At 48.9% G+C, this 25732-nt stretch carries 26 protein-coding genes; 12 read left to right on the forward strand and 14 right to left on the reverse strand.

Annotated elements, in window-relative coordinates; translation table 11 throughout:
• Positions 1-36: 36 nt before the first annotated feature.
• Both DDY07_RS08240 and DDY07_RS08245 read right to left on the reverse strand, forming a co-directional pair.
• Positions 37-2289, reverse strand: coding sequence for a molybdopterin cofactor-binding domain-containing protein (locus tag DDY07_RS08240; protein WP_171695534.1), 2253 nt, complete (start codon positions 2287-2289; stop codon positions 37-39).
• A complete protein-coding gene (locus DDY07_RS08245) occupies positions 2286-2759 on the reverse strand; it encodes a (2Fe-2S)-binding protein (protein ID WP_171695535.1) in 474 nt (157 codons plus the stop codon). The genes DDY07_RS08240 and DDY07_RS08245 overlap by 4 nt, the downstream gene beginning before the upstream one ends.
• A gap of 486 nt (positions 2760-3245) precedes the next feature.
• On the opposite strand from DDY07_RS08245, the gene smbP reads away from it, so the two are divergent.
• The 7 genes from smbP to DDY07_RS08280 all read left to right on the forward strand — a co-directional run bounded on the left by smbP (position 3246) and on the right by DDY07_RS08280 (position 9646).
• A complete protein-coding gene (gene smbP, locus DDY07_RS08250; RefSeq protein WP_033156354.1) occupies positions 3246-3581 on the forward strand; it encodes a small metal-binding protein SmbP in 336 nt (111 codons plus the stop codon).
• A 135-nt stretch (positions 3582-3716) separates the two neighbouring features.
• Positions 3717-4232, forward strand: a complete 516-nt coding sequence (fae, locus tag DDY07_RS08255; RefSeq protein WP_171695536.1) for a formaldehyde-activating enzyme — start codon at positions 3717-3719, stop codon at positions 4230-4232.
• Positions 4233-4354: 122 nt separating this feature from the next.
• On the forward strand, positions 4355-6466 hold the full coding sequence (locus DDY07_RS08260) for a protein-disulfide reductase DsbD family protein (RefSeq protein ID WP_367650862.1): 2112 nt from the start codon (positions 4355-4357) through the stop codon (positions 6464-6466).
• Between the two features lie 47 nt (positions 6467-6513).
• Entirely contained in the window at positions 6514-7104 is a 591-nt protein-coding gene (locus tag DDY07_RS08265) for a redoxin domain-containing protein (RefSeq protein ID WP_253734441.1), read from the forward strand.
• 79 nt (positions 7105-7183) lie between these two features.
• The gene (locus DDY07_RS08270) at positions 7184-8434 is read left to right on the forward strand and encodes a hypothetical protein (protein ID WP_171695538.1); all 1251 of its coding nucleotides are present in this window, start codon (positions 7184-7186) and stop codon (positions 8432-8434) included.
• An 83-nt stretch (positions 8435-8517) separates the two neighbouring features.
• A complete protein-coding gene (locus tag DDY07_RS08275; RefSeq protein WP_171695539.1) occupies positions 8518-9003 on the forward strand; it encodes a GNAT family N-acetyltransferase in 486 nt (161 codons plus the stop codon).
• 169 nt (positions 9004-9172) lie between these two features.
• Complete coding sequence (locus DDY07_RS08280; RefSeq protein ID WP_171695540.1) at positions 9173-9646, forward strand: 2TM domain-containing protein; 474 nt, start codon at positions 9173-9175, stop codon at positions 9644-9646.
• A gap of 68 nt (positions 9647-9714) precedes the next feature.
• Here the strand turns inward: DDY07_RS08280 and DDY07_RS08285 are convergent, their stop codons facing one another.
• The 8 genes from DDY07_RS08285 to DDY07_RS08320 form a co-directional block, all read right to left on the reverse strand.
• A complete protein-coding gene (locus DDY07_RS08285; RefSeq protein ID WP_171695541.1) occupies positions 9715-10515 on the reverse strand; it encodes a phytanoyl-CoA dioxygenase family protein in 801 nt (266 codons plus the stop codon).
• A 69-nt stretch (positions 10516-10584) separates the two neighbouring features.
• Positions 10585-11160 carry a cytochrome c gene (locus DDY07_RS08290; protein WP_171695542.1) on the reverse strand — a complete coding sequence of 192 codons (576 nt, stop codon included), beginning with the start codon at positions 11158-11160 and terminating at the stop codon, positions 10585-10587.
• 261 nt (positions 11161-11421) lie between these two features.
• On the reverse strand, positions 11422-11928 hold the full coding sequence (locus DDY07_RS08295; RefSeq protein ID WP_171695543.1) for an AAA family ATPase: 507 nt from the start codon (positions 11926-11928) through the stop codon (positions 11422-11424).
• Positions 11929-12027: 99 nt separating this feature from the next.
• Positions 12028-12504, reverse strand: a complete 477-nt coding sequence (locus tag DDY07_RS08300; RefSeq protein WP_171695544.1) for a DUF6644 family protein — start codon at positions 12502-12504, stop codon at positions 12028-12030.
• Positions 12505-12508: 4 nt separating this feature from the next.
• Positions 12509-13006 (reverse strand): DUF6644 family protein, encoded by a 498-nt coding sequence (locus tag DDY07_RS08305; RefSeq protein WP_171695545.1) that lies wholly within the window; start codon positions 13004-13006, stop codon positions 12509-12511.
• Between the two features lie 7 nt (positions 13007-13013).
• Positions 13014-14054: a hypothetical protein gene (locus tag DDY07_RS08310; protein WP_216614726.1), complete on the reverse strand. Its 1041-nt coding sequence runs from the start codon at positions 14052-14054 to the stop codon at positions 13014-13016.
• Between the two features lie 24 nt (positions 14055-14078).
• On the reverse strand, positions 14079-14876 hold the full coding sequence (locus DDY07_RS08315) for a hypothetical protein (protein WP_171695546.1): 798 nt from the start codon (positions 14874-14876) through the stop codon (positions 14079-14081).
• 47 nt (positions 14877-14923) lie between these two features.
• Positions 14924-15355, reverse strand: a complete 432-nt coding sequence (locus tag DDY07_RS08320) for a DUF6152 family protein (RefSeq protein ID WP_171695547.1) — start codon at positions 15353-15355, stop codon at positions 14924-14926.
• A gap of 1154 nt (positions 15356-16509) precedes the next feature.
• Between DDY07_RS08320 and DDY07_RS08325 the strand changes: the two genes are divergently transcribed.
• Genes DDY07_RS08325 through DDY07_RS08335 form a run of 3 tightly spaced genes read left to right on the forward strand, consistent with a single transcriptional unit; the run spans position 16510 to position 19566 of the window.
• Positions 16510-18261, forward strand: coding sequence for a metallophosphoesterase (locus DDY07_RS08325; RefSeq protein WP_171695548.1), 1752 nt, complete (start codon positions 16510-16512; stop codon positions 18259-18261).
• The gene (locus tag DDY07_RS08330; RefSeq protein WP_171695549.1) at positions 18245-18928 is read left to right on the forward strand and encodes a B3/4 domain-containing protein; all 684 of its coding nucleotides are present in this window, start codon (positions 18245-18247) and stop codon (positions 18926-18928) included. The genes DDY07_RS08325 and DDY07_RS08330 overlap by 17 nt, the downstream gene beginning before the upstream one ends.
• Positions 18925-19566 carry a hypothetical protein gene (locus tag DDY07_RS08335; RefSeq protein ID WP_171695550.1) on the forward strand — a complete coding sequence of 214 codons (642 nt, stop codon included), beginning with the start codon at positions 18925-18927 and terminating at the stop codon, positions 19564-19566. Before DDY07_RS08330 ends, DDY07_RS08335 begins: the two co-directional genes overlap by 4 nt.
• A 354-nt stretch (positions 19567-19920) precedes the next feature.
• On the opposite strand, the gene DDY07_RS08340 is transcribed toward DDY07_RS08335, so the two are convergent.
• The 3 genes from DDY07_RS08340 to DDY07_RS08350 form a co-directional block, all read right to left on the reverse strand.
• Complete coding sequence (locus DDY07_RS08340; RefSeq protein WP_026600340.1) at positions 19921-20274, reverse strand: hypothetical protein; 354 nt, start codon at positions 20272-20274, stop codon at positions 19921-19923.
• Between the two features lie 537 nt (positions 20275-20811).
• Positions 20812-22092 (reverse strand): Y-family DNA polymerase, encoded by a 1281-nt coding sequence (locus DDY07_RS08345; RefSeq protein WP_171695551.1) that lies wholly within the window; start codon positions 22090-22092, stop codon positions 20812-20814.
• Complete coding sequence (locus DDY07_RS08350; protein ID WP_171695552.1) at positions 22093-22602, reverse strand: LexA family transcriptional regulator; 510 nt, start codon at positions 22600-22602, stop codon at positions 22093-22095.
• Positions 22603-22754: 152 nt separating this feature from the next.
• On the opposite strand from DDY07_RS08350, the gene DDY07_RS08355 reads away from it, so the two are divergent.
• Together DDY07_RS08355 and DDY07_RS08360 are read left to right on the forward strand one after the other, a co-directional pair.
• The gene (locus DDY07_RS08355) at positions 22755-23408 is read left to right on the forward strand and encodes an SOS response-associated peptidase (RefSeq protein WP_171695553.1); all 654 of its coding nucleotides are present in this window, start codon (positions 22755-22757) and stop codon (positions 23406-23408) included.
• Between the two features lie 119 nt (positions 23409-23527).
• A complete protein-coding gene (locus tag DDY07_RS08360; protein ID WP_171695554.1) occupies positions 23528-24271 on the forward strand; it encodes a hypothetical protein in 744 nt (247 codons plus the stop codon).
• Positions 24272-24501: 230 nt separating this feature from the next.
• Here DDY07_RS08360 and DDY07_RS08365 read toward each other — a convergent pair whose 3' ends face one another.
• Positions 24502-25641 carry a hypothetical protein gene (locus tag DDY07_RS08365; RefSeq protein ID WP_171695555.1) on the reverse strand — a complete coding sequence of 380 codons (1140 nt, stop codon included), beginning with the start codon at positions 25639-25641 and terminating at the stop codon, positions 24502-24504.
• Positions 25642-25732 lie beyond the last annotated feature (91 nt).

Consider the following 25732-nt stretch of genomic DNA (forward strand, 5'->3'; position numbering starts at 1 on the left):
ACTCGCTTGCGGGTGTGCCGGCGATTGTAAGCCATATCAACTCCAGCTCAAATCGGTACGCAATAACGGCAATTGCCGGATCCGCACACCGGTGGCGGCGAATATTGCATTGCACACTGCCGGCGCCAATGGCGGCAGTGCTGGTTCACCCAGACCGGTCACCGGATAATCGGTTTTCAGAAAATGCACATCCACCCGGGTAGGCGCATCGGCGATGCGGATCATCGGATAATCGCCAAAATTGCTTTGTACGATCCGACCTTTTTCGATATTCAATTCCTGGAACATCAATGCGCCCAGTCCATCGATGACCGAGCCTTGCACCTGATTTTCCGCGCCGCTGAGATTGACGATCTGCGCGCCGATGTCGGTAGCCACCACTACTCTATCGACCTTAAGCTTGCCGTCTTTGGACACCGTGACTTCCGCTACCTGGGCGATGTAACCGAGATGGCTAAAATGAAAAGCAATGCCCTGCCCTTGTCCACGTGGGAGAGTTTTTTTGCCCCATTCGGCTTTTTCCGCGACGTGCTGCAGCACGTGCTTCATCCGATTCACATCGTAGGGAATACCTTGCTGGCCGGTACCGGGAAGAAAGCCCTTATCGCCCAATATCTCCAAACGAAATGCCAATGGATCGCGGCCGGCGGCATGCGCCAGTTCGTCGATAAAGCTATGAAACACCCAGGCCAGCACATTACTGCGCGGCGCTCGCCACGGTCCCATCGGGATATTGCACTCTAGCGGCGTTTGCTCCAGCAAGCAGTTTTCCACCCAGCGGCCCGGAAACTCGTCGCCGGACAAATTGGCGCCGCTGCCCAGTTCCAAGGTTTCCTTGCCCTCCTTCACCACTTTGTGCGCAAAGGTCACAAAGTGGTTATGCCAGGCGATCAGCTTGCCTTGCTCGTCCAAGCCACCTTTTAAAAAGTGAAAGCCGCCGGCGCGAAATTGATCGTGTTGCAAATCGTCTTCGCGGGTCCAGGTCAATTTCACCGGTACACCGATTTGCTTGGCGATTGCCGCCGATTCGATGATGTAATCCGGGATCAGACGCCTACCAAAACCGCCGCCGCTGCGGGTGATATGCAGCGTGATTTTCTCTTTGGGAATGCCCAAAGTTTCCGTGACGATCTTCTGCCCGGCTTCCGGGTTTTGCGTCGGCGCCCAAATCTCGATGCCACCATCCTTGAACCAGGCCGTGCAATTTTGCGGCTCGATGCTGGCGTGAGAAATAAACGGATAGCTGTAGGCCGCTTCTACCGTCTTGTCTGCGTCATCCAGTGCTTGCTTGGCATCGCCGTCGTTACGCAACACCTCGCTACCGGCTTGCTCGGACAGTTCCTTGGCTTTGGCACTAAAACCGGCCCAACTTTGCGCGGCCGCAGGGCCTTCGTCCCAAACCACTTCCAGTTGCTTACGAGCCGTGAACGCCGCCCAAGTGGAATCGGCGACTATCGCCACGCCCGGCAACAAACCTTTCAAGCTGGTGCCGCCCTCGACGATAAACGCATGCTTGACACCGGGTAGCGTCTTGATTTTATCCAGATTGGCACTGACCACCTTGCCACCAAAGGCCGGACATTTTTGATAGGTTGCATACAACATACCCGGCAGTTGCACGTCGATGCCAAACAATGGCTTACCGGTGACGACGCCGGGGTTATCGACCCCGCCGATCCGCGTACCCAATAATTTGTAGTCTTTGGGGTCTTTCAGTTTCACTGATTCCGGCGCCGGGACGGGTATCGTCACCGCCTTTTCCACCAATTGCCCATAGCTGAGCTGTTTACCGCTGGCCGGATGATGCACGGCGCTATCCTTGGCAACCAACTCGGCGGCGGGCACCCGCAGGATTTCCGCGGCCGCCAGAATCAGCATGGTTCTGGCCGTGGCGCCCAGTTTATGAAACTCCTGGTAATTGGTCGGCGTGGAACGTGAACCGCCGGCGCTTTGGCTACCGTAAATCGGGTCCAGGTCGCCCTGCACGATTTGCACGTCCAGCCAATTCACCTCCAGTTCCTCGGCGATCACCATTGGCAGTGAGGTCTTGATGCCTTGGCCTATCTCCGGCTGCTTGCTGATCAAGGTCACCTTGCCGGTCGGTGCGATGTGGATAAAGGCATTGGGTTTAAACACGCTGCTTTCCGAAATAGTGGCCGGCTTGGCGACCCGCTTGGCTGCACTATCGGCGACATTCAGATAAAAACCCAGCACCAGGCCGCCGCCGGCCAGCGTGGATTTACGTAAAAAGTCACGGCGGCTGGCGTTTTCCAATTCATATTCGTTCATATCGACTCCTTGACAGCCAGTTCAGCGGCACGGTGTATACCGGCGCGTATCCTTAAATAAGTCCCGCACCGGCACAGATTGCCAGCCAGTTCGGCGTCTATTTCGGCGTCGGTCGGGTGGGGATTCTTTTTCAACAGCGCAGCGGCGGTCATGATCTGCCCGGCCTGGCAATACCCGCATTGCGGCACATCCAGCTCTTGCCAGACTTTCTGCAAAGGGTGTTCGCCAGTTGGATGTAGACCTTCTATCGTGGTGACCCGGCTTTGGCCGATTTTTGAAATCGGCGTCAGACAAGCCCGAGTCGGCTGGCCGTCGATATGCACGGTACAGGCGCCGCATTGGCCTATCCCGCAACCAAATTTGGTACCGACCAGATTGAGATGATCGCGCAGCACCCACAACAAGGGCGTATCGGGATTAACATCCACGGTGTGTTGTGTCCCGTTGACGTTGACTGTGTATTTGCTCATAAGAATTGATGATTGGATGGTTGTAATTATCTGGCGCGCATTCGTAGCAATCCACAGATAAGCAAAATTCGCACCTATATAGGATTGGCGTACAGCTTACACACAAAGACCATGTAAACAGTTGAATCCCAAGCCATTTATTAGAAAACTCTAGTCTTTAAAAGAACACAAGTCACTTATCGCAATCAGGCTAGCCCCCTCACCAGTCAGAAAATAGCTGATATATCAACACCAAGTCAGCAACTTTTGCTGACAGGCAAACACCTAAACTACCTATAAATCAGCATTTTTTCTTTGCAAACAACAAGTTGAAAACTGGCATATAAATTGAGTAAGTAATTAGGCGATACCGCAGATATTGGATTATCTCGTATTGTTAAAACCGCTAAATATCTAAGTTTATTCAGACTTAAAACCCTCAGTAAACCATTAAGTATTATTCGGTTTTAAATATTAAATTAACTAACCATTTCCCAGGGGGATATTATGAAAACGACCGTAGCGTTGATTACCAGCGCCTTATTAATTGCCAGCAGCGGCGTATTTGCCGAAGAACATGCTGCCGAATCGTTAAAACATGCCGAGCATGCGGTAACCCACGGCAAAGCCGGCCATGCGGATCAATTGGTGGAGCATGCGGAAAAAGCCCTGGCTCACGTCGATAAAGCGGAAAGCGCCGCCACCGGAGAAGCCAAAGCACACATCAGCGCAGGTAAAAAATCACTGGAAGAAACCATTGCGCATGGCAAACAAAACCATGCCGAAGTAGCCACCAAACATGCTGAAGAAGCCGTAGGCCACTTCAAGGCAGGTAATGTTTAAACTACCGTAACGCAATATATAACAGACAAAACGCAGCTAATCGGTTATTCCGGATAAATCCCGGAATGGCCGATTATTGATATTCAATATTTCAAAAGTATTACTTACATATATTTGTAAAAAGGGACTATTAAAATGGCAAAAATTACCAATTTGCGGGTTGGCGAATCCTTGGTCGGCGAAGGCAATGAAATCGCCCATATCGATTTAATTATCGGCCCACGCGGCTCAGCGGCGGAAACCGCTTTCGCGAATGCATTAACCAATAACAAAGACGGCTTTTCCACTTTATTGGCGGTGGTTGCACCCAATTTACTGGTCAAACCCGCCACCATTTTGTTCAACAAAGTCACTATCAAAGGCTCGAAACAAGCCGTACAAATTTTTGGACCTGCACAACGCGCGGTTGCGATTGCGGTAGCGGAATCGGTGGAAGAAGGCATCATTCCCGCCGACGAAGCCGACGATTTGTTTATTTCCGTGGGTGTATTCATTCATTGGCTGGCGGAAGACGACGCCAAAATCGAAGAATACAACTACAAAGCCACCAAGGAAGCGATTGCCCGTGCAGTAGCCGGTTTCCCAACGGCGCAAGACGTAATCGCCGCGAAGAAAGACGCCAAACATCCTTTCGCAGCCAATAAGGTATAAGGCGGGTAATGACAGCAATCAGCGGCTTTCTGGGGTTAGCAATACCCAGGCTTCGGTTATGCATAGTCAAGTCGCCAGCGAACGTTAACATGCCTGTAATTCAACCAAGCTAGGGTGCAAGCGTGCTGAATGTCTATCGCGTTATCCTCGGCATCACCCTGGTTTTAGGGATGCCATGCACCCAAGCCAGCCCCGGTCCGGAAGCTGCTACGGATCAGGTACGAGCCAGCCTGATTGCCTCTCATGCTGCCGTGCATCCTGGCGATGAGATCTTGATTGGCGTGCACCAGCAGATTATTCCGCATTGGCACACTTACTGGAAAAATCCTGGCGACTCCGGCCTGCCAACCAAAATTCAATACCAACTACCAACCGGCTGGTCGGTGGGTGAGATCCAATGGCCTACGCCCAGCAAAATTGTACTGGGACCGGTCGTCAATTACGGCTATCACGATGCGGTCACACTACTCTCGCCGCTGCGGGTAGCCGAGGACGCGGAACCGGGTACAGCATGGCCCATATCAGCGAAGGTGAAATGGTTGGTTTGCGAGGAGGCCTGCATTCCCCAGGAGGTGGAATTAGCAATCCAGTTGCCGGTGGTCGCCAAGGGCGTAGCGGTCGGGCCAACCCATCCTTTGATCACAGCCGCCCAAAATACCTGGCCTGTGGTATTACCCTGGCAAGCCAGCTTGCTTGAAGGTCCGGCCGGCACGCTCCGGTTACACCTGACTGGCGAGCAACTACATGCACTAGACCAGCACGCGCTGGCCTTCTACCCCGACCAATGGGGACCGATTTCCCATGCTGGCGAGCAAATAACAAGCTTAGCCGACGATGGCCTGGACATCCGCTTGCCATCCGGCGACCAGCCATTACCCCCCGGACAAACACTAACCGGCGTACTGACGGTAGGCAGCGGCGACGCTTTGCGCGCTTATCAGATCAGTGCAGTGTGGCCTGGCACGGCAAATCCCGTCCAGGCCGCGCCGGCCAGCGCGTTGGCCGAGCAAACCTTGCCAACCGCCCTGTTACTGGCCTTGGCCGGTGGTTTGATATTGAATCTAATGCCTTGTGTATTTCCGGTATTGTCGTTAAAAGCCTTGGCATTAATAGAACAAGCCGCTCACGATCCCGGTAAAACGCGCAGACAGGGTTGGGCTTATCTGGCCGGGATATTGATTAGTTTCACCGCATTGGCCACTGTGTTGGTCGCGCTCAAAGCCGGAGGAGCTGGCATCGGCTGGGGTTTCCAGTTTCAGTCGCCGTGGTTCGTCACGATACTGGCCTACTTGATATTTGCGGTGGGCTTAAGCTTATCGGGAGTCTTCAATATCGGCACCGGCATCACCGGCTTGGGCCATAAACTGGCAACGCGGGACGGTTATGCCGGTAGTTTTTTCACTGGCGTGCTGGCCGCAGTCGTGGCCACCCCCTGCACCGCACCCTTCATGGGCGCAGCCATTGGCTTTGCCATCACCCAAGCGCCGGCGGCGATGATCGCCGTGTTCCTGAGTTTAGGCACCGGATTGGCCCTACCCTACTGGCTGCTTTGTCAGTGGCCGATACTCCAGCGCTGGCTACCCAAACCCGGGGCGTGGATGGAAACTCTGAAACAAGGGCTAGCCTTTCCGATGTACGCCACCGCTGCTTGGCTGATTTGGGTCCTCGCCCGACAGGCCGGCCCAGAAGCCGTAGCGGGTGCCTTGGGCGGCTGTGTGTTGGTTGCCCTTGCGGTCTGGTTATTGCAAATTAGCCGAAACGCCACCCAAATAAAGCGCCGCGTCATCCACACCAGCGCCGGCGTAACTTTACTGCTGGCCTTGCTGGCGGGCGAACTAGGCATCCAAACCTCGTCGCAAGCAAGCTATGCAACGGACAGCAACAATCAACACTGGCAAGCCTACAGCGCTGAAAAACTAGCCCAATTGCGCAGCGAAGGCAAACCGGTGTTCGTTAATTTCACCGCCGACTGGTGTATCACCTGTTTGGTTAATGAACGTGTTGCCTTGAGTAGCGAAGCGGTTCGCGGCGCGTTTCTCAACGCCGAGGTGACTTACCTGAAAGGCGACTGGACCAACCGCGATGCGGGTATCGCCAAGGTATTGAGCCAATTTGGTCGCAGCGGCGTGCCCCTGTATTTGTATTTCGGACCGGGAGCGCAGGAGGCGACGGTATTACCGCAAATCCTCACCCCCGATCTCGTTATCGGCGCCATTCAAGGCGCCCGTCTTTAACCATCAGCAATGGAGTATTTATGATTTCTCAGCGTTTGTTCGGATTGATGACCCTTAGCTTAATGCTGTTAATGCCGGCCGCCGCCAAAGCAGAGCCAGTGGTAGGCCAGCCGGCACCGGCGTTTTCCGCGGCCGCAGCCGAAGGCGGCACCTTGAGTTTGGCAGCGCTGCGCGGCAAAACCGTGATTCTGGAATGGACCAATGCCGACTGTCCGTTTGTGCAAAAACATTACCAATCCGGCAATATTCCCAATTTACAAAAACAGGCCCAAAGTCAAAACATCGTCTGGTTGCAAATCATTTCTTCCGCGCCCGGCAAACAGGGCTTTGTCGACGCGGCAACCGCAAAAAAACTCAATCAAGAGCGTAACGCCACACCCGCCAACACCCTGTTCGATGCGGACGGTGCCGTGGGTAAATTGTACGGTGCCACCAATACCCCGCATTTGTTCATCATCGATCCCAATGGCGTTCTGCTTTACAAAGGCGGCATAGACAGCATTGCCTCGGCAGACCAGGCCGACATCGCGACGGCTGAAAATTATATTTCTTCAGCACTAAAAGAACTGGCGGCCGGTAAACCCATCAGCAAAGCCGTGACCAAACCTTACGGCTGTACCGTCAAATATGCCGGTTAATGCCTGCAGTAGCTGAAATTAGCTTTCATGAGTGGGACAGTGACGCAAAACCTTGTGTCGCTGTCCTAGTCACCGCCTTATGAGCAGATTGCTGTTCGCCATGCTGATGCTGTTATCAGCTTGCGCTCCCCAAGAATATTTCCGTACCAATATCAGTGTAAAACCTTGTCTAGCCAATGCCGGTGCGGATTGCAGCGCCGCCAATTTAGTCGTCAACCCGCAAGATGGTTACACCTTGGGTTTCGTGGAATTCGACGACGACGGCCGTTTCTACGATCAACGCCAAGCCGACGCATTGCTGAATAACTTACAAGCCAGTCAACAGCCGCAATATGTGGTGCTTTATACCCACGGCTGGCACCACAATGCCAAGGACAGCGATAACAACGTCCGCCGTTTCAAGGAAAGTTTGCGCGACATCAAACTGCGTAACCCACATTACCGGGTAGTCGGCATCTACTTGGGGTGGCGCGGCGAAACGGTGGAAACGCCCTGGCTGCGGGCTTTGACCTTTTGGGAGCGGCGGTCGGTAAGCGAACGCCTAGGACAAAAGCAATTTCTAGATTTCTTGTTAAATGTCGAAGCTGTCGTCAAACACGACGCCAATCCGGATAACCGCTTGCTCACAATAGGCCACAGTCTGGGCGCGTCCGTGATGTTAAACGCCTTGCAACCGGTCTGGTTGCAACGCCTGCAACAGGAACGCGGCGACCAAGCCCGCTTCGGCGATCTGGTATTGCTGGTCAATCCGGCAGTTGAAGCCCGCCGCTTTGCCGACCTGCGCGCCGCGGTTCGGCGAATTGCGGCAACGAATGGCCTTAAGCATGCCAACCCGCTGGTAGTGGTTGCCAGTTCGGAAGCCGATACCATCACCAAAAACATGTTTACCTATAGCCGGGCCGTGCCGGCCTGGTTCGAGTCGGTATTGGACCCGATTGAACAGGTGGATATACCGGGCGCTTCGCAATGGGATTTGGCCGCCACCGCCGTTGGGCATTTTCGCGGCTTTATTACCCATCGTTTGGAAGCGATAGATCCCGCACTGAAAACTCAAACCTGTCATCTCGATTCTGCCATAGCATCGAAGCCGACTGGATCAGACCGCAATATCGCTAGCGCTGCGGTGTTGCGAGTGGCGGACGGCTTGCAATTGCGTCCGGTAAAGGAGGCGTGGATGGCCGACCCATTATGGGTGGTGCAGACCGACAGATTTGTGCTGCCGAATCACGGTTTCATGGCACAAAAGCCGTTCTGGTGTTTTATCGAAGCTGCTTTGAGTCTTGCTGTTAGCCGTAGTCCGACGTTGGCACGAAATCAAGCACCTTTCTAGAGCCCGCCGAGAATATTTTGTTGTAGGGTATATGCACCCCACTTACGGTATGTTTTAGCTAATAGATAGGTTGAGTTAAATAGATGATTCTCACGAACAGGTTAGAAATCAGAAGTTTTGAAGAGGCTGACAGAGAAAAACTAATGTCAATGCTTCAAGATCCTGTTTTTATGGCGTATTCCGATTCCGGAGCCTTTAGTGCTGATGCCGCCGCAATCAGGTTTGGCAATATTCTCGACAACTCGAAATTAGGATTGGGCAAAAAGGCTTTAGTTTTAAAGGACAAAAACGAAATTATTGGTTATTGCGGAATCGAGCCATTCGAACTTGATGGAAAGCGTGAATTAGAACTTGGTTATCGCCTGCTTGAATCATATCGCAATACCGGGTTTGCAACTGAAGCGGCGCAGGCTGTAATTTCTGCGTTTACAGGGACTAAATTGTTCGCCTATGTTGAACCAGGCAATATTCACTCGATTAGAGTTTTACTTAAACTGGGATTTGAAAAATTGGGCTTGAGACAAATCAAAGACAAATCATGCCTGCTTTTTCTATATTCCCGAGACTGATCGCAGGCGTCGTAGACTCGTTCATTCAGACATTTTGGCTATGCACACAAAGACAAGGCCCTGCTTCAGCTTTGGCGGGCAACTGTCGTGCCGTTGACGGGGGAATGTCGTCACGGAACAGGCTAAGCAAGCGCTAGACTGAAGGCCAGTGATAAAAAAGGAGTTCCAAATGCTTATACAAAAACTGAGATTGCAACACGGCTGGTCGCAACAACAACTGGCCGATTTAAGCGGCATCAGCGTCCGCACCATTCAACGCATCGAGCGCGGACAAACGGCAAGCGTGGAATCCCTGAAGTCACTGGCGGCGGTCTTTGAGATCGATTTTTCACAGTTAAATTCGGAGTCGGACATGAACGGCACTTTAAGTCAGGGCATTAGTAAAGAAGAAATTCTCGCGCTGGAACACGTGCGCAAATTGCGGCGGTTTTATACGCATTTGCTGCAATATCTGGTCGTCATCGGCGCTTTGGCGATCTTGAATCTGGTGCAAACCCCGCGCCATCTCTGGGTGATCTGGCCGGCGTTGGGCTGGGGTGTAGGCCTGTTGATTCATGCCTCGTCGGTATTCGACATCCTGCCGTTCTTTGGTGCGGAGTGGGAGAAAAAACAAGTGGAGAAGCGTTTGGGGCGGTCGCTGTAATTTGCCAAGACTCGGAGGCGTCGATCCGGCGCCTCTTTAACGCCTGTAGAAGTATCTCCAAATCTATTTCAACCAAGACCTTCCGCGGTTTGCCAGGCCCGTCGATACCAGTCGTGATTTGCCAAGTGGCCCATCTCTGCCTGATCAGGCAATACGGCTTTGTTTAGAAACGCTGCCGTAAACGGGTGGTAGTTGCCGACACATATATCAAAGGCCAGCCGCGCCGAATTGCTTTGGTAATGGCCGCGATGCAACATTTGCGCATCGAACAATAACGCATCGCCCGGCTGCAAATCGATGAACACGCTGCCTGGCAAATCTTCGTGTTTTTGATGGCCATTCAATTCAAAGCGCACTTCGCGTTCCAGATGGTTGTCCCAGCGGCGATGGCTGCCGGGTACTACGGCCATGCCGCACTCGGACAACAGCGGCACCCGCAGATGCAGTGCCAACAAACTGCCTTGCTCGCTTTGCTGCGCCTCGTCTGTGACCGTGCTGTATTGCAGGTCCCGGTGCCAATAAGGCAATTGCTCGCGGTCCAGCGGATTGAAAAACAATTGGCTATTATGAAAATGCAGTTCGTCGCCGAATAAACCCGTCAGCCAACCGGTAATCGCTGGCTGGGTGATCCAAGCAAATAAAGCCAGACGTTCCGCGGCCTGTGCCTTGAAATACCGGCTATCGGTCAGGCTGTGCATGTTCAACAGGCGATTGGCGCGGATTAAGTCGCCATTTTCCGCCGCCCATTGCCGATGTATCCGTTCGACCATGGCCTGTAATTCCGCCATGGCTTCCGGGCAAAATAACTGCCTGGCGATTAGATAGCCTTGAGTTTGGTAGGTATCGAGATCGGGTAAATTGTGGGTCATGCGCGGCGATAGCCCAGGTCAAAAGGCCTACAGTATGCAGCTTAGGCCGGCTATGTGCCAACGCCCCTACTATTTTGGTCTGGCATCTCCGGGATACCAAAACTGGCTGTGGCATTGCTCGCAGGCTTGTTCGACTTCGCCGCCGGCTTTTTCCAGTTCCTCGACGTTTTTGGCTCCTATCGCCACCAGTAAACCTTGCGCCGCGCTTTGCAGGCTTTGCGCGCGTTTTACAAATTCCTGACGATGTTCGGTAATCAAGGTTTTGATCGCAGCAGGTGTCAGTTCCGCGCCACCGCTCGAGGTGACGGCATTGGCAGCGGCGATGGGCCGATCTTCGATCAACAACAGATTCGCGGCTTCAGTCACGGCCAGGGCGTGTTGCCTTAGCAATCGCCAGTCTTCATCGGTTCGCGGTTGGCGTTCTTCAGTGCCGCTGGCCGTGCTGACGGAGGATACCGAGTTCCAGACAAAATCGATATTCGGATCGATAATCGAGGTCATGATCTCTTGCAGCGTTGCCACCGGTTTGAAAGGAATAGGCGGCGCAGCAGGTTCGGTAGTGGTCGGGTTACAGGCCATCAATAGGCTTAAAGACGCCATGCTGCCGACAAGCAGTTTTAAACGTGAATTAAATTGTTTGAACATCGGCAATCCTGTTGCGAATAAAGAAGACGTCGGCTCTGCCGGTGTCGGATCTTATGATTTATCAAAAGTTGATTTCTTTAATTTTCAATGAGATGCAGAAATTATGAGATTCTGATTTTCGTAAAAAATCTCATAATTAAAGGTAAAAACTTAACGAAATCTCACAATTTGTGAAATCCTGAAAGGCAAGTCCAGGCCAGATTTTGAACGATCGCAGTCGGCCAGTTTGCGTCATTCTTAAGCGCCTTGTTATATGCAATTTCACACGCCCAATTTTTCTACTAATTTTGTAAACGAAGCCTCGATATGTTGACCTGCTGTATCGATTTTAACTACTTCGGTTTTCCATGGTTCATAGTGACGATTTTGTACCTGCTGCCAATCTGGGAGCTTTAAATTGGCCACTTCGCTTTCACGTGAATTGACTCTGAATTCATGTTCCACACTATCTGAGCAGCTAACTTCGATGTTAACAAACTTTGCTCCAACACTTTCCGCTACTGCCTGCCATTCATTTCGGGTCAGTTCAATAGGGTTACACGAATCCGAAATACAGCTAACACCAAGCTCTAGATTGTCTCGAATAATTCTGTAGCTAAATCTATAACCCTCGCCCTCGACTTTGAAGTTACATAGGTCTCTAAGTCCTTGTTCTACAGTATCGACCCGTACATACATTGAGCTTGTTTTAGCTGCTAGTAGCTTTGCAAGCGTAGATTTCCCCGACGCAGGGAGACCAGAAAAAATGTATAAAGTAGGAGTATTCAAAGCAACATCCTTTCCAAAGTTCATTAATTATGAGATTTCATATCAACAATTCTGAGACTCGATAGCCGGGCGTCCTTACACTGAAGTTGGATGAAGACGTTAAGCGAAAAAGCCGATAAAACGCCCGGCGAACGCCACGCCCAACCACAGGCTCAATGCCAGGCCGCCGGTGGCTTTTGCCAGCCATGTATGGCGAGAATTAGCGGCGACAACCCACCGATAGAGCGTGAAATACACCAGCAAGGCAAGGCCCAGCAGAATGAATTTGGCCCAAAAGAAATCGTTGGGATAGTAGCTGGTGGCGGCCGGGATGAATATCAGTAAGCCGGATACCACCAATAGCGTCAAACCGGTCCAGAACAATTTGCCGGTGCTGCGCTGGATTTGCGCCAACGGTACGCTGCTTAGGCCCAAGCCCAGCAAATTCAGACTGGTTAAAATCACCGAAGCGAGCAACAAGATCATGCCGGCGATATGCCCAAGTTCCAATAGCGCGCAGAACAAATGGTCCAGGCTGCCGACGAAGCGGCCAAATCCGCTGGATTGCAAAGCTTTGAAGAGTTCGAGGACAGGCATAAGGTTATTGGTAACTCAAATAAGGGATCAAACGCCCGGCGATGACCACCAGGCTCCATAAAGTCAGCGACGTGAAGCCGGCAAACCGCACCGCAACCGGTAAGGTGGACTTGTCGCCCCAATGCCCGACGTCGCGGCCCCATTTCAATTCAAACCACAAGGCATTGATGCCGGCCAAGGCGATGAAACCCAGTTTGTAAAAAAATACCGGCAGCGTGATGATTTTGGCCGCCGTCGCCACGAACAGTAAAATCCCGGTCGCGAAGATAATTAAAAATCCGCCCAGCAACCAGGGCCGAAGCGGATGCAAAACTTGCGCAACCGGCAACTGCGGCAGAAACAGCCCGAGCAGGCGCAGGTCGACAAAAAACAGCAAGCCCAAGGCCAAAGCCAGGCCGATCAAATGCAGGCCTTCGATCAAGGGAAACATATACACCGACTCGCGGAGCGCGGTACCGAACTCGGAGTCGTTAAGCAGTTGGGCAAATTCGACTAATGACATGACAGCCCTATTTTTTCGGTTCTTCAGCGGCGACCAGTCCGAAGCCGCCATTGTTCTCGGCACAGATGCGTTCGTATTGATCCAGGATAGGCTCTTTAAGCGCCACCTTGCCGGTGTAATTGGCCGGCTCCACCTCGAAGTGCCAGCCGTTGGGCTGATCCTTGGCGGTCCATTTGCGAGCCGGCACCGTCACGGTAAACGGTCGGGTATAAACGGTCGGGTCGGATAATACGGCTTCGTAGGTGTAGCGGTCGCCGTCGTTACTGAATATGTAACGCTCCTGGATATGGCCGTTTTCGCTGATAAATTCGCCGGAGCGGCCGAACAAGGCCTTGCCGTTTTGATTGGTCACATCCACCACTAAAGTGTTTCCTTCCCAATGGCCGCGCGAATCGCCGTTCCACAGCTTGATGTTCTCCGGCAAATGCGGCTTGCCATCCAGGTGAATGATGCGGGTGCCGGAGTTAAACTGGAACAACACATAACCCGGATATTGGCTGATTTCGTAACCGTGCCAAAACAAGGATTTCGGAATGCCGCCCGGTGCGCAGCGGGCCAAGGGTTCGATGTATTCCGGTTTGACCGGGTCGTGGAAATGCGCTTGAAAATCCTTCACTTTTTCCAACGCCCAAGGCTGAAACGGCACCTGGCCGTCGGCGGGGTCGCTGACCCGGCTGGGCGCGCGTTCCTCGCGCGGACCTTTGGCTACCCGGTTGGGATTGGGGTCGTTAAGGATGCCGCCTTGCGGGTCGGTAAAATTATTATGGTTGGCGATGGTATTGGACCAATGGCCTTGCACGTCCGGTTGGCCGTCGGCGGTTTTCGGACCGGTCCATTTGCCGGAGACGATCTTGGGAAAGCTTCTTTCCTGTTCGATGCCGGGGCCGCCCAATTTTAGCGGTTTGGTGGCCGGCTGAGCCGGTTTAGCTGCCGGTGCTTCCGATTTTTTTGTTTCGTCAGCGGCGTATAGGCTGGGTGCGGCAGTGAGCATTACGCTGATTGCCAGCCCGGAAACTAGCGCCGAGCGACCTGGGTTAATTTGTGTCATAACGTCCTCGTCTGGTATCCGGCTTTAAGGTTTATTCGGCTTGGGCGGATAAGCGTCGTCGTAGTCCAGCGTAAAGCGGTAGTCCTCGATCAACTGAAAATCCTTCTCCCGGTGCCGGTGCAAAATCACCGATAGATTCCAGGGCTTGCTAAATACCTTGGGGTCTTCGACAGTGGCTTTATATTCGACGGTGTTGGGGTCAATAAACGCCCACTTTTCGATGACATGCAGGGCGTCGCTGTGATAATTGCCGGCCCGGTCGAACCAGGTTTTGTCATTAAAATGCTTGACGTCGACCACCAGCGTATCGCCGTCCCAATGGGCGCGGGAGTCGCCGAGCCACCAGTCGTAAGGGTCTTTAGGGTGATCGGTTTCATCGGTGTGTATGGTCCTTACCGAATGACCGAATTGGTGGACCAAGGTCAGGTCTTGTTTGCGCTGGAAGATTTGAAACGGCTCCGGGTAATAAATGCCGCGCGGCACACCCAAGGTGTAGCCTTTAAGCGCCGGGTCCAGGGTGTCGCGAGCGGCGAAGTTTTTCTTTTTCTGTTCCAGTGCGGCAGGTAAATAAGGCAGGTAGTGGCCTTCGACGATGCCGGCGCCGGGCGGGGCGTCCTTGCGGTTGCTGTGCGGTTCCAGGTCGTAATCGGCGGCGCTGGTGGTTTGCCAGATGCCGGAAAAATCGGGTTTGCCGTTGGCAAGCCGGGGGATTTTAGGGCCGGCCGCACCGGCGTCGCCGGTAGCCAGAAACAGCAATATCAAGCCGCTGGCCAGCATCAGCGCAATCTGTAGCGATGACGGACCGTTATTGGGTGAACTCATTGAGGGTATATTCCGTAATATTCATATTCAAACAAATCCGATTCGGTTTATTGCGCCTGGCCGTTGGCTTGCGCCCCCGGCGCATCCTGAGCGCCGCCGGTTTTAACGCTACGGCCGTCGGATAGCACGGTGGTGACTGCGTAGCCGAAATCCTTGCCGTTCTTCGCGCGATAACCCTGGATGGTGACTTCGCTGCCGACCGGCAGGCTGGCTTTGGTGATGCCTTTTTGTTTCAGGCTGAACGGCGCGCCGAATTCGAATCCCCAATTCTTGGCGCTGCCGTCGGTTTGCTTGACGTCCAGATACAGCCAGCTATGCGGATTGACCAATTCCAGTTTGGTGACCACGCCTTTTAACTCTATGGGTTGTTCGGCGTCGAATTCGGCGGAAAATGCGTGGTGGGCATGGGCTGGCGGAGCGGTCAGGGAAAGTAAGCCGCCAACAACTATCACGCTTACCAGTTTGCCTTTCGTGTTCATTCGATATGTCCTCCGCTAATTCGCTAAAAAATCAAGCGCGGAAAATGGTTTGCTTAACTTTCCACGTCATTGCCCGCATTCAGCAAAAACCAGGCCCATAATCGATAGCAACGGGATAACTAAGATTGCTTATTTAGATAAGCCGTTGTTTTATATATAATTACTTTACGAATGACGACCAAGTGACGATCAAAGGCAGGAGGACAATTTAACGGTGAAGACAACTGCTGTGCTGTTAACGCAGCAGCGGTACAACATCCTTCGAGCAATTCCGGCGGTATGCCCAAGCCGCGCATGCGCACCGAAAATAGATCCAGCGGCAGCACCGAAAGCTTTGGCTGTGCCCCGCGGGGCTACAGGGACATCCACAACGTACTCGGCGGCACGCCGCAAGCGCCGGTGCGCACCGCTGCAAGCCTCGGCGGAATCTCCAGGGGATTGGGATGTGCCGACGCACCAGTCGGCGGTAACCACGAGAGGGTTTTGCGTGCCGCCCGGACACTCGGTAACCGGCCTGATCCCGGCTTGATCAACCACTTGATTTGACTGGTCGGTGCTGCCAACGCCGGCCCGAATGAATTCGACAGAAAACTACCGGATTGGCGTGCGAATGGATTAGCCCGACAATCCGGATGGTTTGGCTGGCGAGGATGTTTCCAAGTTGGCGTGCTGGGTTCTTAGAATCTGAATGAGCGGCATGTCCGCAACTGAGCTGGCGACATCGACTAGCCAGTTCAGATGCAATTCTGGTCATCGATTCCGATAGGATTCTACTGGTAAAAAAATGTCGGACTTTGAGAGTGGCGAACTGTCACAATCGACCCTAAGTTGCCTGACGGGTAGATAATACGACCGACAGCTCAGTGTCTCATTGCCGGCGGACAAGAGATGGCTTGTAAACCCAATCATATTTCTTGTCCTTATTGCTTAGGCAGTGGTTGTAATGGAAAATAGAATCGTTTTTTGGAATTCAGTGGAATGTCATATTTTTCAACGTAGCTTCGAGCGTTTGAAAAAGAATGGATTTAAATTAATTGTTTATAACTGGAACCATGCTAAAAATGGCTAGAATACATGACATCAGATTTTATATGTATTGTGTTAGCCATATCTTTATGTTCCGACCTCCAATCTTATCAGCATAATACGGAATAATGATAAACATTTTGCATATTTCAGATTCTCATTTTGGGATTGATGAGTCCAATAACGAACAGAACTTGATTTTAAAGCGTCTTGTTAGCTTCGCACATAAAAATATCAAAGAAGTTGATATTTGTATATTTAGCGGTGATATTTCTCAGTCAGGACAGGAATGGCAGTACGAAGCTGCGTTCAGATGGCTTTTAGACTTGCTTATAAAATATCCAGAATGCCAGTTGTTTATAGTTCCTGGAAATCATGATATTGATCGTGTTTTAAAAAAAAGAAAAACCAATCGATTCGCAGAGCATCGTGATAGCTGTATTCAATCAGAGGAAAAATATAAAAAACAGAAATTACCTAAACACTATAAATATGGCCTGGACAAATTTATTGAATTCCACAAAAAAATACAATCTGATCCAAAATTAAAAGTAATTTCAAGTTGGGATAATGTGTTTGGGTGTGCAGCCAGTATTGAAGTTGATAATACACAAATTCATATATGTGGACTAAATACTGCAATCATGTCTTTTGATGATGAAGACGAGGGTAAACTGATTGCAGATATTCCAACTTATAACGGTTTTATTGAAAAGACAAATCCTACCACTGATTTAATAATTGCTGTTTCACATCACCCGGTCGTTGGGGATAGTAATATTGAGCGATTTTTGATTGAATGGAATGATATAAAACTAAATGAGTTATTAATGCAGCGTTCAGGAGCGCACTTATATCTGCATGGGCATTTACATACACAATCAGCTATAACTAAAATGATGGGAACTGGCCAATTTCTTACAACACTAGCAGGAGGTGCTACATACATATCAAAGTATCCAATGAGATTTGGACTTTATCAGATTGATGTAAATGCTTCTGAAATTGAAATAAAGACATACAACTATAATGTACAACGGGGGGAATGGATAAATGACAATACCAAATCTGATAGGGTGGCGGCAGTTTTACCTAAAGTATTAGCAGATCAGAATCGCTTAAGAATGACTGAATCTCATTTATATGATGAGTTAAATTACTATATATCAAGCCAAGATGATGTATCAAATATTATTGATAAAATAATATTGTATTACTGTAGTAGTTTGAGCTCTTGCCTCAAATTCAAGGATTCAAAATCAATAAATGTCGATACAGCGCTTCTGTACAAGGAAATTCTTTCTGCCATGAAAGAAGGGATTAGGATTAATATTTTTGATCATGATATAAATAGATGGAACGAGCTAATAAATGACGGGGATAAAATAGGCTATAACACATTTAATTATAGCAAGGATATAATCTCTTATTCTATTGCTGCGCTAGCAGAAAAGCCATTTTATTCGCTAAATAGAATTTTTGTGTTGAGTTTGAGTGAGGATATAGAAAATAAAGAATCATTGTTTAGAATACTCAAAATATTAAAGGCTATAAATGAAAGTACTTGCAAATATGATCGAATCACCACAAGGATATTTGTAGCAGATGAGCTTCCTGAGCACATCATTTTACGCGATAAGTTGATCAAGCTAAAGGATGTGGTTTATGTAGAATGGGAAAGCAATCATTTTTGTGTCTTTACTGAAAATATTGATTTTAAAAAAAGGCAAAATGCAAGAGACTCAAGCTCCGAAATCTCTACAGATAAAACCAAGGCAGAGGAAGTCTTAGAAATTTACTCCAAAATAGAGCCGATATCTTACTCAATAGATCAATTCATTCATAAATACAACGGTGGTTATAATGAAGTTTATTCATGATAAAAAAATTATAGATCGCTATAGCGACCACTATACAGTTCTGGTTTCCGTTAACAATGTTACAAATCATGCGCCACTTATAGAATTTAGCCAAAATCTTTCTTCAAAGATTTCAGAAAATTATTTGAAGGATAATATTTTCCCTTTAACTGAAAAATGGCAGGCCGTATTTAGTAACATGGGCGCGAAGCCAAAATACAAATCATCTCTAACCTCTTTATATGATTATTTTCAGAGTAAAAATAAGCTTTATAAGATAAATCCAATAGTCGATTTTTATAATTTATATTCACTCTATATGGGAATGCCAATGGCGGCTTATGACTCTAATATGATAACTGGGACATTAAGCTTAACCGAGCCTGGCAAAGATTTTGAGTTTTCACCTCTTGGAAATCCAACCTCGCGCCAAAAAACTAAAGAACGAGAAATAGCTTATATAGACGAAGAGAAAGTTATATGTCGATATTGGAATCTGCAAGATTGCGACGAAACAAAGATAACCGATAAAACGAAAAACATCTTATTTGTATTTGATGTTATTTCAAACCAAAACGAGGTTAACGAAATATTAAAAAAAATAATAGATGATTATGGGGCTATTTTTTCAGGAAACATTCAGTCTGGAATTACCGGAATTGGAATTGGAAACGAATTGTCGCTATGAGTTTTAATTTTAAACAATACGATATAAATGACTTAGCAAAAGAGTTTAGCAACAAAAAAGTCATTAAATTATCTGGCTTGCTTTCAAAAGAAGATTTGATTTTCTTTAAGAGAAAAATACCGGAGATTATGTCTTACGCTTTACGAAAAGATTTTTTAATGCCTCAAACAAGTTACACTCCAAGGAAAATGACCGTTGTTAATGGATCAGTAACAAATAATCAAGCATGGCTAACTACCAAGTATGGAAATAAAGAATTAATTAAGACACTAACCAGGATTTCTGGTAGCAAGGTGCGTGAATGTGATAATCTTATTGAAAATATCATTATTACTCGTCTTCATAAAAAAAATGACACGCACGGATGGCACTATGATGACTATCCATTTGCATTAATATTATGCATTGAGTCACCTCGAATTAAACAAGGAGGCTTTGTTGAATACATAAACAAAGGAAAGACTAAGAGAATATATTTAAAAGAAGGTGACGGTTATTTTATGAGAACTGATTTAGTTCATCATCGAGTTACGCCGTTAAAAGATGACTGTGTTAGGACGATAATAAATTTTACCTATGCGATCGCTAACACCCTGGTTGTCCCAAATGGTTCGGCAGATTTGCTTCTTACAAATTAAGTCCATAAGGTGCGCAGATTATAGGGTGCTGCCGTCAGGCGCACCGTTCGCGATTGTTGCTCCTCGCATGGCTCGGCACGACCTATAGGTGGTCGCACCTTTGTGGGATTACGGCTGGCGGCTGTAGATCTATCAGCAGACCTTTGTCCAGAAAAACCATCTGTCTGCTTATGGCCGATAGGTTGAGATCGCCAACGGCGGCTTTGTGGCTCTGCGGCTCACAGAGTCTAACTTCGCCGACTGGCTGCCTTGGAGAGGTGCGAGAGGCAAAAATGGGCTGCTGCTGCCGACCATAATGCGGAGAACTACATTTCGGCTAGCAAAGTCCGGAGTGGGCTTTCGCTACTACCCGCATTAGCACTGCAAGCTTTCAATGGCTAGCTTCCTCGCAATTTCCTCAGCCTTACAAGCAGCCTCTAGTCTAGCCAGTTCACCGCTTTTCTCCATTAGCTCGTAAGAATATGCATCAACTGGTCCGTTATACTTCATCTCGCGATGGGCTGCTAAACCGTCTTCTTTTGACCACAGCGCACCTTCAGTGTTGATCCCCCGGTCTTGGCTCATTTGCAAAATTGCCAGCAATTCTTTTGGCGACTTGTAAAAATAAGAACACTTGTCTTGCACCCATTCCAACGTATAAAAATCGGCATCTTCCGGGTCATGCCGTTTATAAATATCAGCTATCGCCTGTAAAATTTCACGGGACACAATATTTACTCCAACTTATTTTGATCGGTTTTTTTCAAAGGCATAAATAAGGATAGCGTAACCCAACTCAGGCTATGTTTACGTGCTATCGGAGAATCGCAGCTGATCAAAGGTTCGAACATAGGTACCGATAGCGACGACCATGGGCAGCGTCACCAATACAATGATTGTTCGATGCCTCATGTCCGTGTGTGACGCCCAACGTAAAGCTAACCTGTTAACTGTCACCACATCCCTAAGTCAGGCGTTCGAGTCATCTTAATCTTACGTAATATTCCGTACATAACGCTTGGGCTTTCAATAATAGATTAGATTTTTGACCCAACACCAAGCCAAATCATTGGTGCCAATGAGCTAGTTTGCAGTCAAAGATCATAGATTATTCTTCGGCAACTCTTGGCCTGCTGCCGGAGGCCTAGATAGATAGTCGTCTTCGAAGAAGCAAGACTCTTAGATGCTTGGGCTTGCGTCTGCATTGGCGAAAAACGTATGTCGGGTGAGGATCGAAATAGCGCTTACAAATGCATAAGATTTTCTTCAAATTTGAACCGTCAGCAGTTCCTTGATATTGGTGGTGTAGGACGGCGATTTGAATTCCTGCCGCATCTGCCAGCGCTTGCTAAGCATTTCACTCGCATAGCAAACACTACGCTTACCATGTTTGCGGTTAATGTCGTCCAGTGCGGTCATCAGCTGATCAGATCGCAGGTTGTTTTCACCGCTGTCAAATAACGACAGCTGCGCGACATTTGCTGACCATAAGTCAGGCAATAGAATACCGGCACGTTGATAAGAAAAGCCGCGTCTAAAAATCCGCTTCAAACCTTGTTGAGCGGCTGCATTCAACTGCGCGGTATCATTGGTTGGACGATCAAACGCTATGGTCGCACTGTTGGAGTATTGCGGATTGCGGGTATCAAACGGACTGGTATGAATAAACACCGTCAATACGTGCGTGGTCAATCGCTGTTGTCGGCATTTTTCCGCAGACCGTGTGGCAAAGTGCGTGACCGCTGCGCGTAAATCATCATAATCAGTCAACCGTTCACCAAAACTGCGCGAGGTCAGAATCTGTTTTTTCGGTGCGGGCATTTCTTCTAAGGCAATACAGGAAATACCGTTCAACTCGGTCACAATCCGTTCCATCACTACACCAAAATGTTGACGTAGCTGTTTTGGATCAGATTGTTTCAGTGCTAGCGCATGATGAATACCAAGCTGATTGAGCTTATCTTTCCAGCGCCTGGAAATACCCCAAAGGTCATCCAGCGCAATGGTTTTTAACACTGCATCGGGATCAGCAATATCGCGCCAGTCCAGAGCGGGCCCATGTTTGGAATGACCTTTTTTCGCTAACCGATTGGCTAACTTCGCTAAGGTCTTAGTTGGCGCAACGCCAATGGAAATCGGTATACCTGTCCATTGCTTTACAATCGCACAAATATCTAAGCTATATTCCGTCAGGTTTTGTGGCAGTCCGGTAAAATCCAAAAAGCATTCGTCAATGGAATACACTTCAGATCGCGGTGCAAAGCTAGATAAAATCTGCATCACACGCTGACTCATGTCGCCGTATAACGCATAGTTGCTAGAAAATACCGCAATGCCTTCTTGCTTGGCATACTGCTCAATCTTGAAATAAGCGGCACCCATTTTGATGTCCAAAGCCTTGGCTTCATTACTTCTAGCAATCACGCAGCCATCGTTATTAGACAGCACGACCACTGGTTTGCCGTTCAGTTTTGGCTGAAAGACTCTTTCACAGCTGGCGTAAAAATTGTTGCAATCCGCAATCGCGAATATGGGTGCTGAAGTCATCTATACCGGTAGCGAACGAATCACGTTTTTGACCACACCCCAAATATGCAACTCCATGCCTTCTTTAATCTGGAAATCAGGATAGTCGGGATTTTTTGATCGCAACCAAATTTCATCGGTAGAAGTATCCAACGATTTAACGGTCACTTCACCGTCTATCACCGCAACCACGATACTATTGTTGTTAGGACGCAATGAACGATCAACGACCAACATATCACCATCGTTGATGCCTGCACCGGTCATGGAATGACCTTTTACTTTAACGAAGAAGGTGGCTGGTGGATTGCTGATGCAATGTTGATTGAGGTCTATCGTCGATTCCAAATGATCATCAGCCGGTGATGGAAAACCCGCAGGCACTTTAGACGTGAATAACGGCAATTCAATCGTACTCAATTGCTGTTTAGGTTCCAGAATCGGCAGTTCCAGATCGTCAGACCATAGTGCAGCACTATTCAATGGCTTCGTATTGCGTGGTTGATAGCTTGATATAGAAATGACGCTCATGCTTATATCCCAAATTCGTGGTTCTGATGAGGGCAAGCAGTGTACCTCAAAAACGGAATTGTTTTGTATTTGTTCTTATTGCTCAATGAGTTTGGTTGTTACGCATTTCTGACGTTTAATAACGTCAGTCATTTATCACGGAGGCATGGGCAATGTGCGGTCGTTATCAGCTCACAGCAACCCCTGAAAGCATTGCTGAACATTTTGAGTTGCCACGCTTGCCTCGCTTTCAAGCTAGCTACAACATTACCCCTGCGCAAAAAATCCTGTGCATCGTTGAGCTAGACGATAAATCGCTAAAATCGGTAAACCTGTTTTGGGGGTTAGTGCCGTCATGGTCTAAGGACGATAAAAACAGCCATCATCTGATCAACGCCCGTGCTGAAACCATTAGAGAGAAACCCAGTTTTCGTGCTGCCTTCCATAAGCGACGCAGCTTAGTCGTCGCAAGAGGTTTTTATGAGTGGCAGAAATTGGAAACGCATAAACAAGCGTTTCATATCCACCGGCAAGACAATCAGTTATTTGCCTTTGCTGGACTCTGGGAACATTGGGAACACGAAGCGCAAACACTCTATTCCTGTACTATCATCACGACCGCAGCAACGCAACTGATGCAACCGATTCATGAACGTATGCCGGTGATCATGCCTGCAAACCATTACCAGGATTGGTTGGATAAATCCGCCACTGACGATGACGTGTTTCACTTACTGGATAATCAGGCGTACGCTGATATGACTACAACACCGATCAGCGATTATGTGAATAATCCAAGGCATGATGATGAGCGGTGTATTGAGTAACTTATGGTCATGTAGTTTGGCCGTTCAAAGCTGAACTTTATAGTTATACCCTGCTGTTATTAGCGGAGGAGTTAAAGGACGACGAAGAGGCTAATTTTTATATCTTAGGAGCCATTTAGATGCTGAAAAGATGCTGGTTTGGTATTTATGTTGTATTGCTACCCAGTCTTGGATGGTCGAATGATTTCACGACTATCCAGGACAATATCAAACCCGGCAACATCGTCATCATCGGCGAAAGCCACCAAAAACCTGAATCAACACAGCTTTTCGCGCGTCTGGTTGATGCGACCCTGGAAAGACATCAATGCTTGACTGTCGGACTCGAAATTAACCGCAATCAACAACCCGTTATCGATTCTGTAATACAGGGTGAAGCACAGGTAGCTGAGATTAAAGTACCGCATGCCATCGATCATCCAGGACTGCGAAAACTGATTGATTATCTGGTCACGCTCAAATCGAAATTTCCATGCTTGAGAATCGAGGCCATTGACGCCGATCAAGACCGCGACGTAAACATGGCCAATCGGTTGTCCGAGTTCTCGCGCGAAAAGCCGATATTGGTTTTGCTGGGTGGACTGCACACATTGAAAAAGGTTAAGTGGACGGTCAAAAGCGGAGAACCCTTTGTTGCCGAGATACTGGCTAGCCATGGCTATCAAGTTAATTCCTATCCGCAAAATTGGCAGCCTGAGAGGTGCAAGAACGGACAGGGAAGATCAAGCCGATACGTTAATGCCGACGATCCGGAAGCATTGCAGATTCTGAATGAGTCCTTCATGTCGCTGATCAACGCCCAACGTCACCGATCAACGCAGGATGTTGTCGATGGGTTTTTGCTTTGGGAATGCGATCTTTAGTTGTTTTTCCGACTAGTCAGTCATGATGCTTATGGCTGCAGCTCTCGAAGGCGCACTAATCGCACCACTGAGTGACTTTTTAACAAGCAATAATCCTCGCAGCCCGGCTTTTGACCATGACCGCGAGGGTATGCCAGCTGATTCAAGCCATTTCTTGTAAATTCTGGGCGCTACATCTGACCCTCTTCCAGAGGTATCAGGCTGCCATCATCATGTTCAACCCAAATCACTCAGCATATAAAGAACGTTTGAGGCTCCTCTGGTTCCAATTGTCTGGACATCGATTCACAATAGTGATGGAAATTCCCCGTGAATTCGATGGCAGGAAGAAGATTGTTGTCAATCACGTGGGGAATATTGAGATTGGTCAGTAGCCCGTTGATGTCTTCGAATTCCGACTTAGCGTCATCGGTTGTCAAGAGCGGCCAAACGTAAACGGTTGACAATTCTTTTTCACGATCAAAAAAAGCCGCCCGTATTTCCGTGGGTATGCCATCGACACCGTGTTTACTGAGCAGGACTTTTGACACGGGATAATCTTGGGCTTTCATATTTAGCTTATAGAAGATATCAATCTCATTGAGTAAATGAATCCCGCGCGAGGCGGCAATACTGAGTGGATTGGGTTTTTCAATCTCCCAGACGTTGTGACCGGTTTGTTCATCCATCTCCTCTTTAAAGGCCTCTGACCATTCTTCGGCAAATTCCCCAAAGTCATCCGATTTGGGCTGTTCACAAAAAAGAGGCGTTAATGCCTGATCGCTAATCACCACACCCACCAGGAATCGCAAAATGAGGTCCCCCTCCGGATTCTCCGAGGGCTTCATAACAAAAGAACGGTGTGATTCCGATGTTGGAATTTCGCCTTCGGCTTGCTCGATCAACTGCTGGTTGATCTGGCGAATTTGGCTAGGTAACCAGTTGATGTCTTCAAGGCTGAATAATTCGTCGTGAATGGCGATGGCTTGTCTATCGTTGATCAGCCCATGGCTTTGAAGCAATTGTCTAATGCGTTCGGGATCTTCAATACGCTTAGGTAAAGCCTTTCCAAGATAGGGCTCGATGACCATCGGCATGGCGAATACGATCGACTCTGCATTCGGCATAGACGGCAATCTCACCCGAATCCGTTCGGCGAGCGAAACAATGCGCTCATTTAATAGCGAAAATACGTGCAAACCTTCCGATTGTCGTAAAGCGCTTACCAAAATATCGTCCTGGCCATTTGCAATACAGGACTCAATAAACGCTCGAAAAAGTGAATCGAGCTCAGGCGACGTTGGGTTCAGGGCGACTGTCTTAGCGGTTAACGTAATGAATTTAACCAAAGGATCCGACGTAGCGGTGTCGTTAATAGAACGGTTTAACATGATAATGCTCCTGGGTTGTGTTGAGGTTGAGGGGTAAAACAAGTTTGGGTTTATGCGCCGGATGTGTGTGGATCATGCCGTGCAGAAAACA

It is taken from the genome of Methylomonas sp. ZR1, assembly GCF_013141865.1.
Taxonomy (GTDB): Bacteria; Pseudomonadota; Gammaproteobacteria; order Methylococcales; family Methylomonadaceae; genus Methylomonas.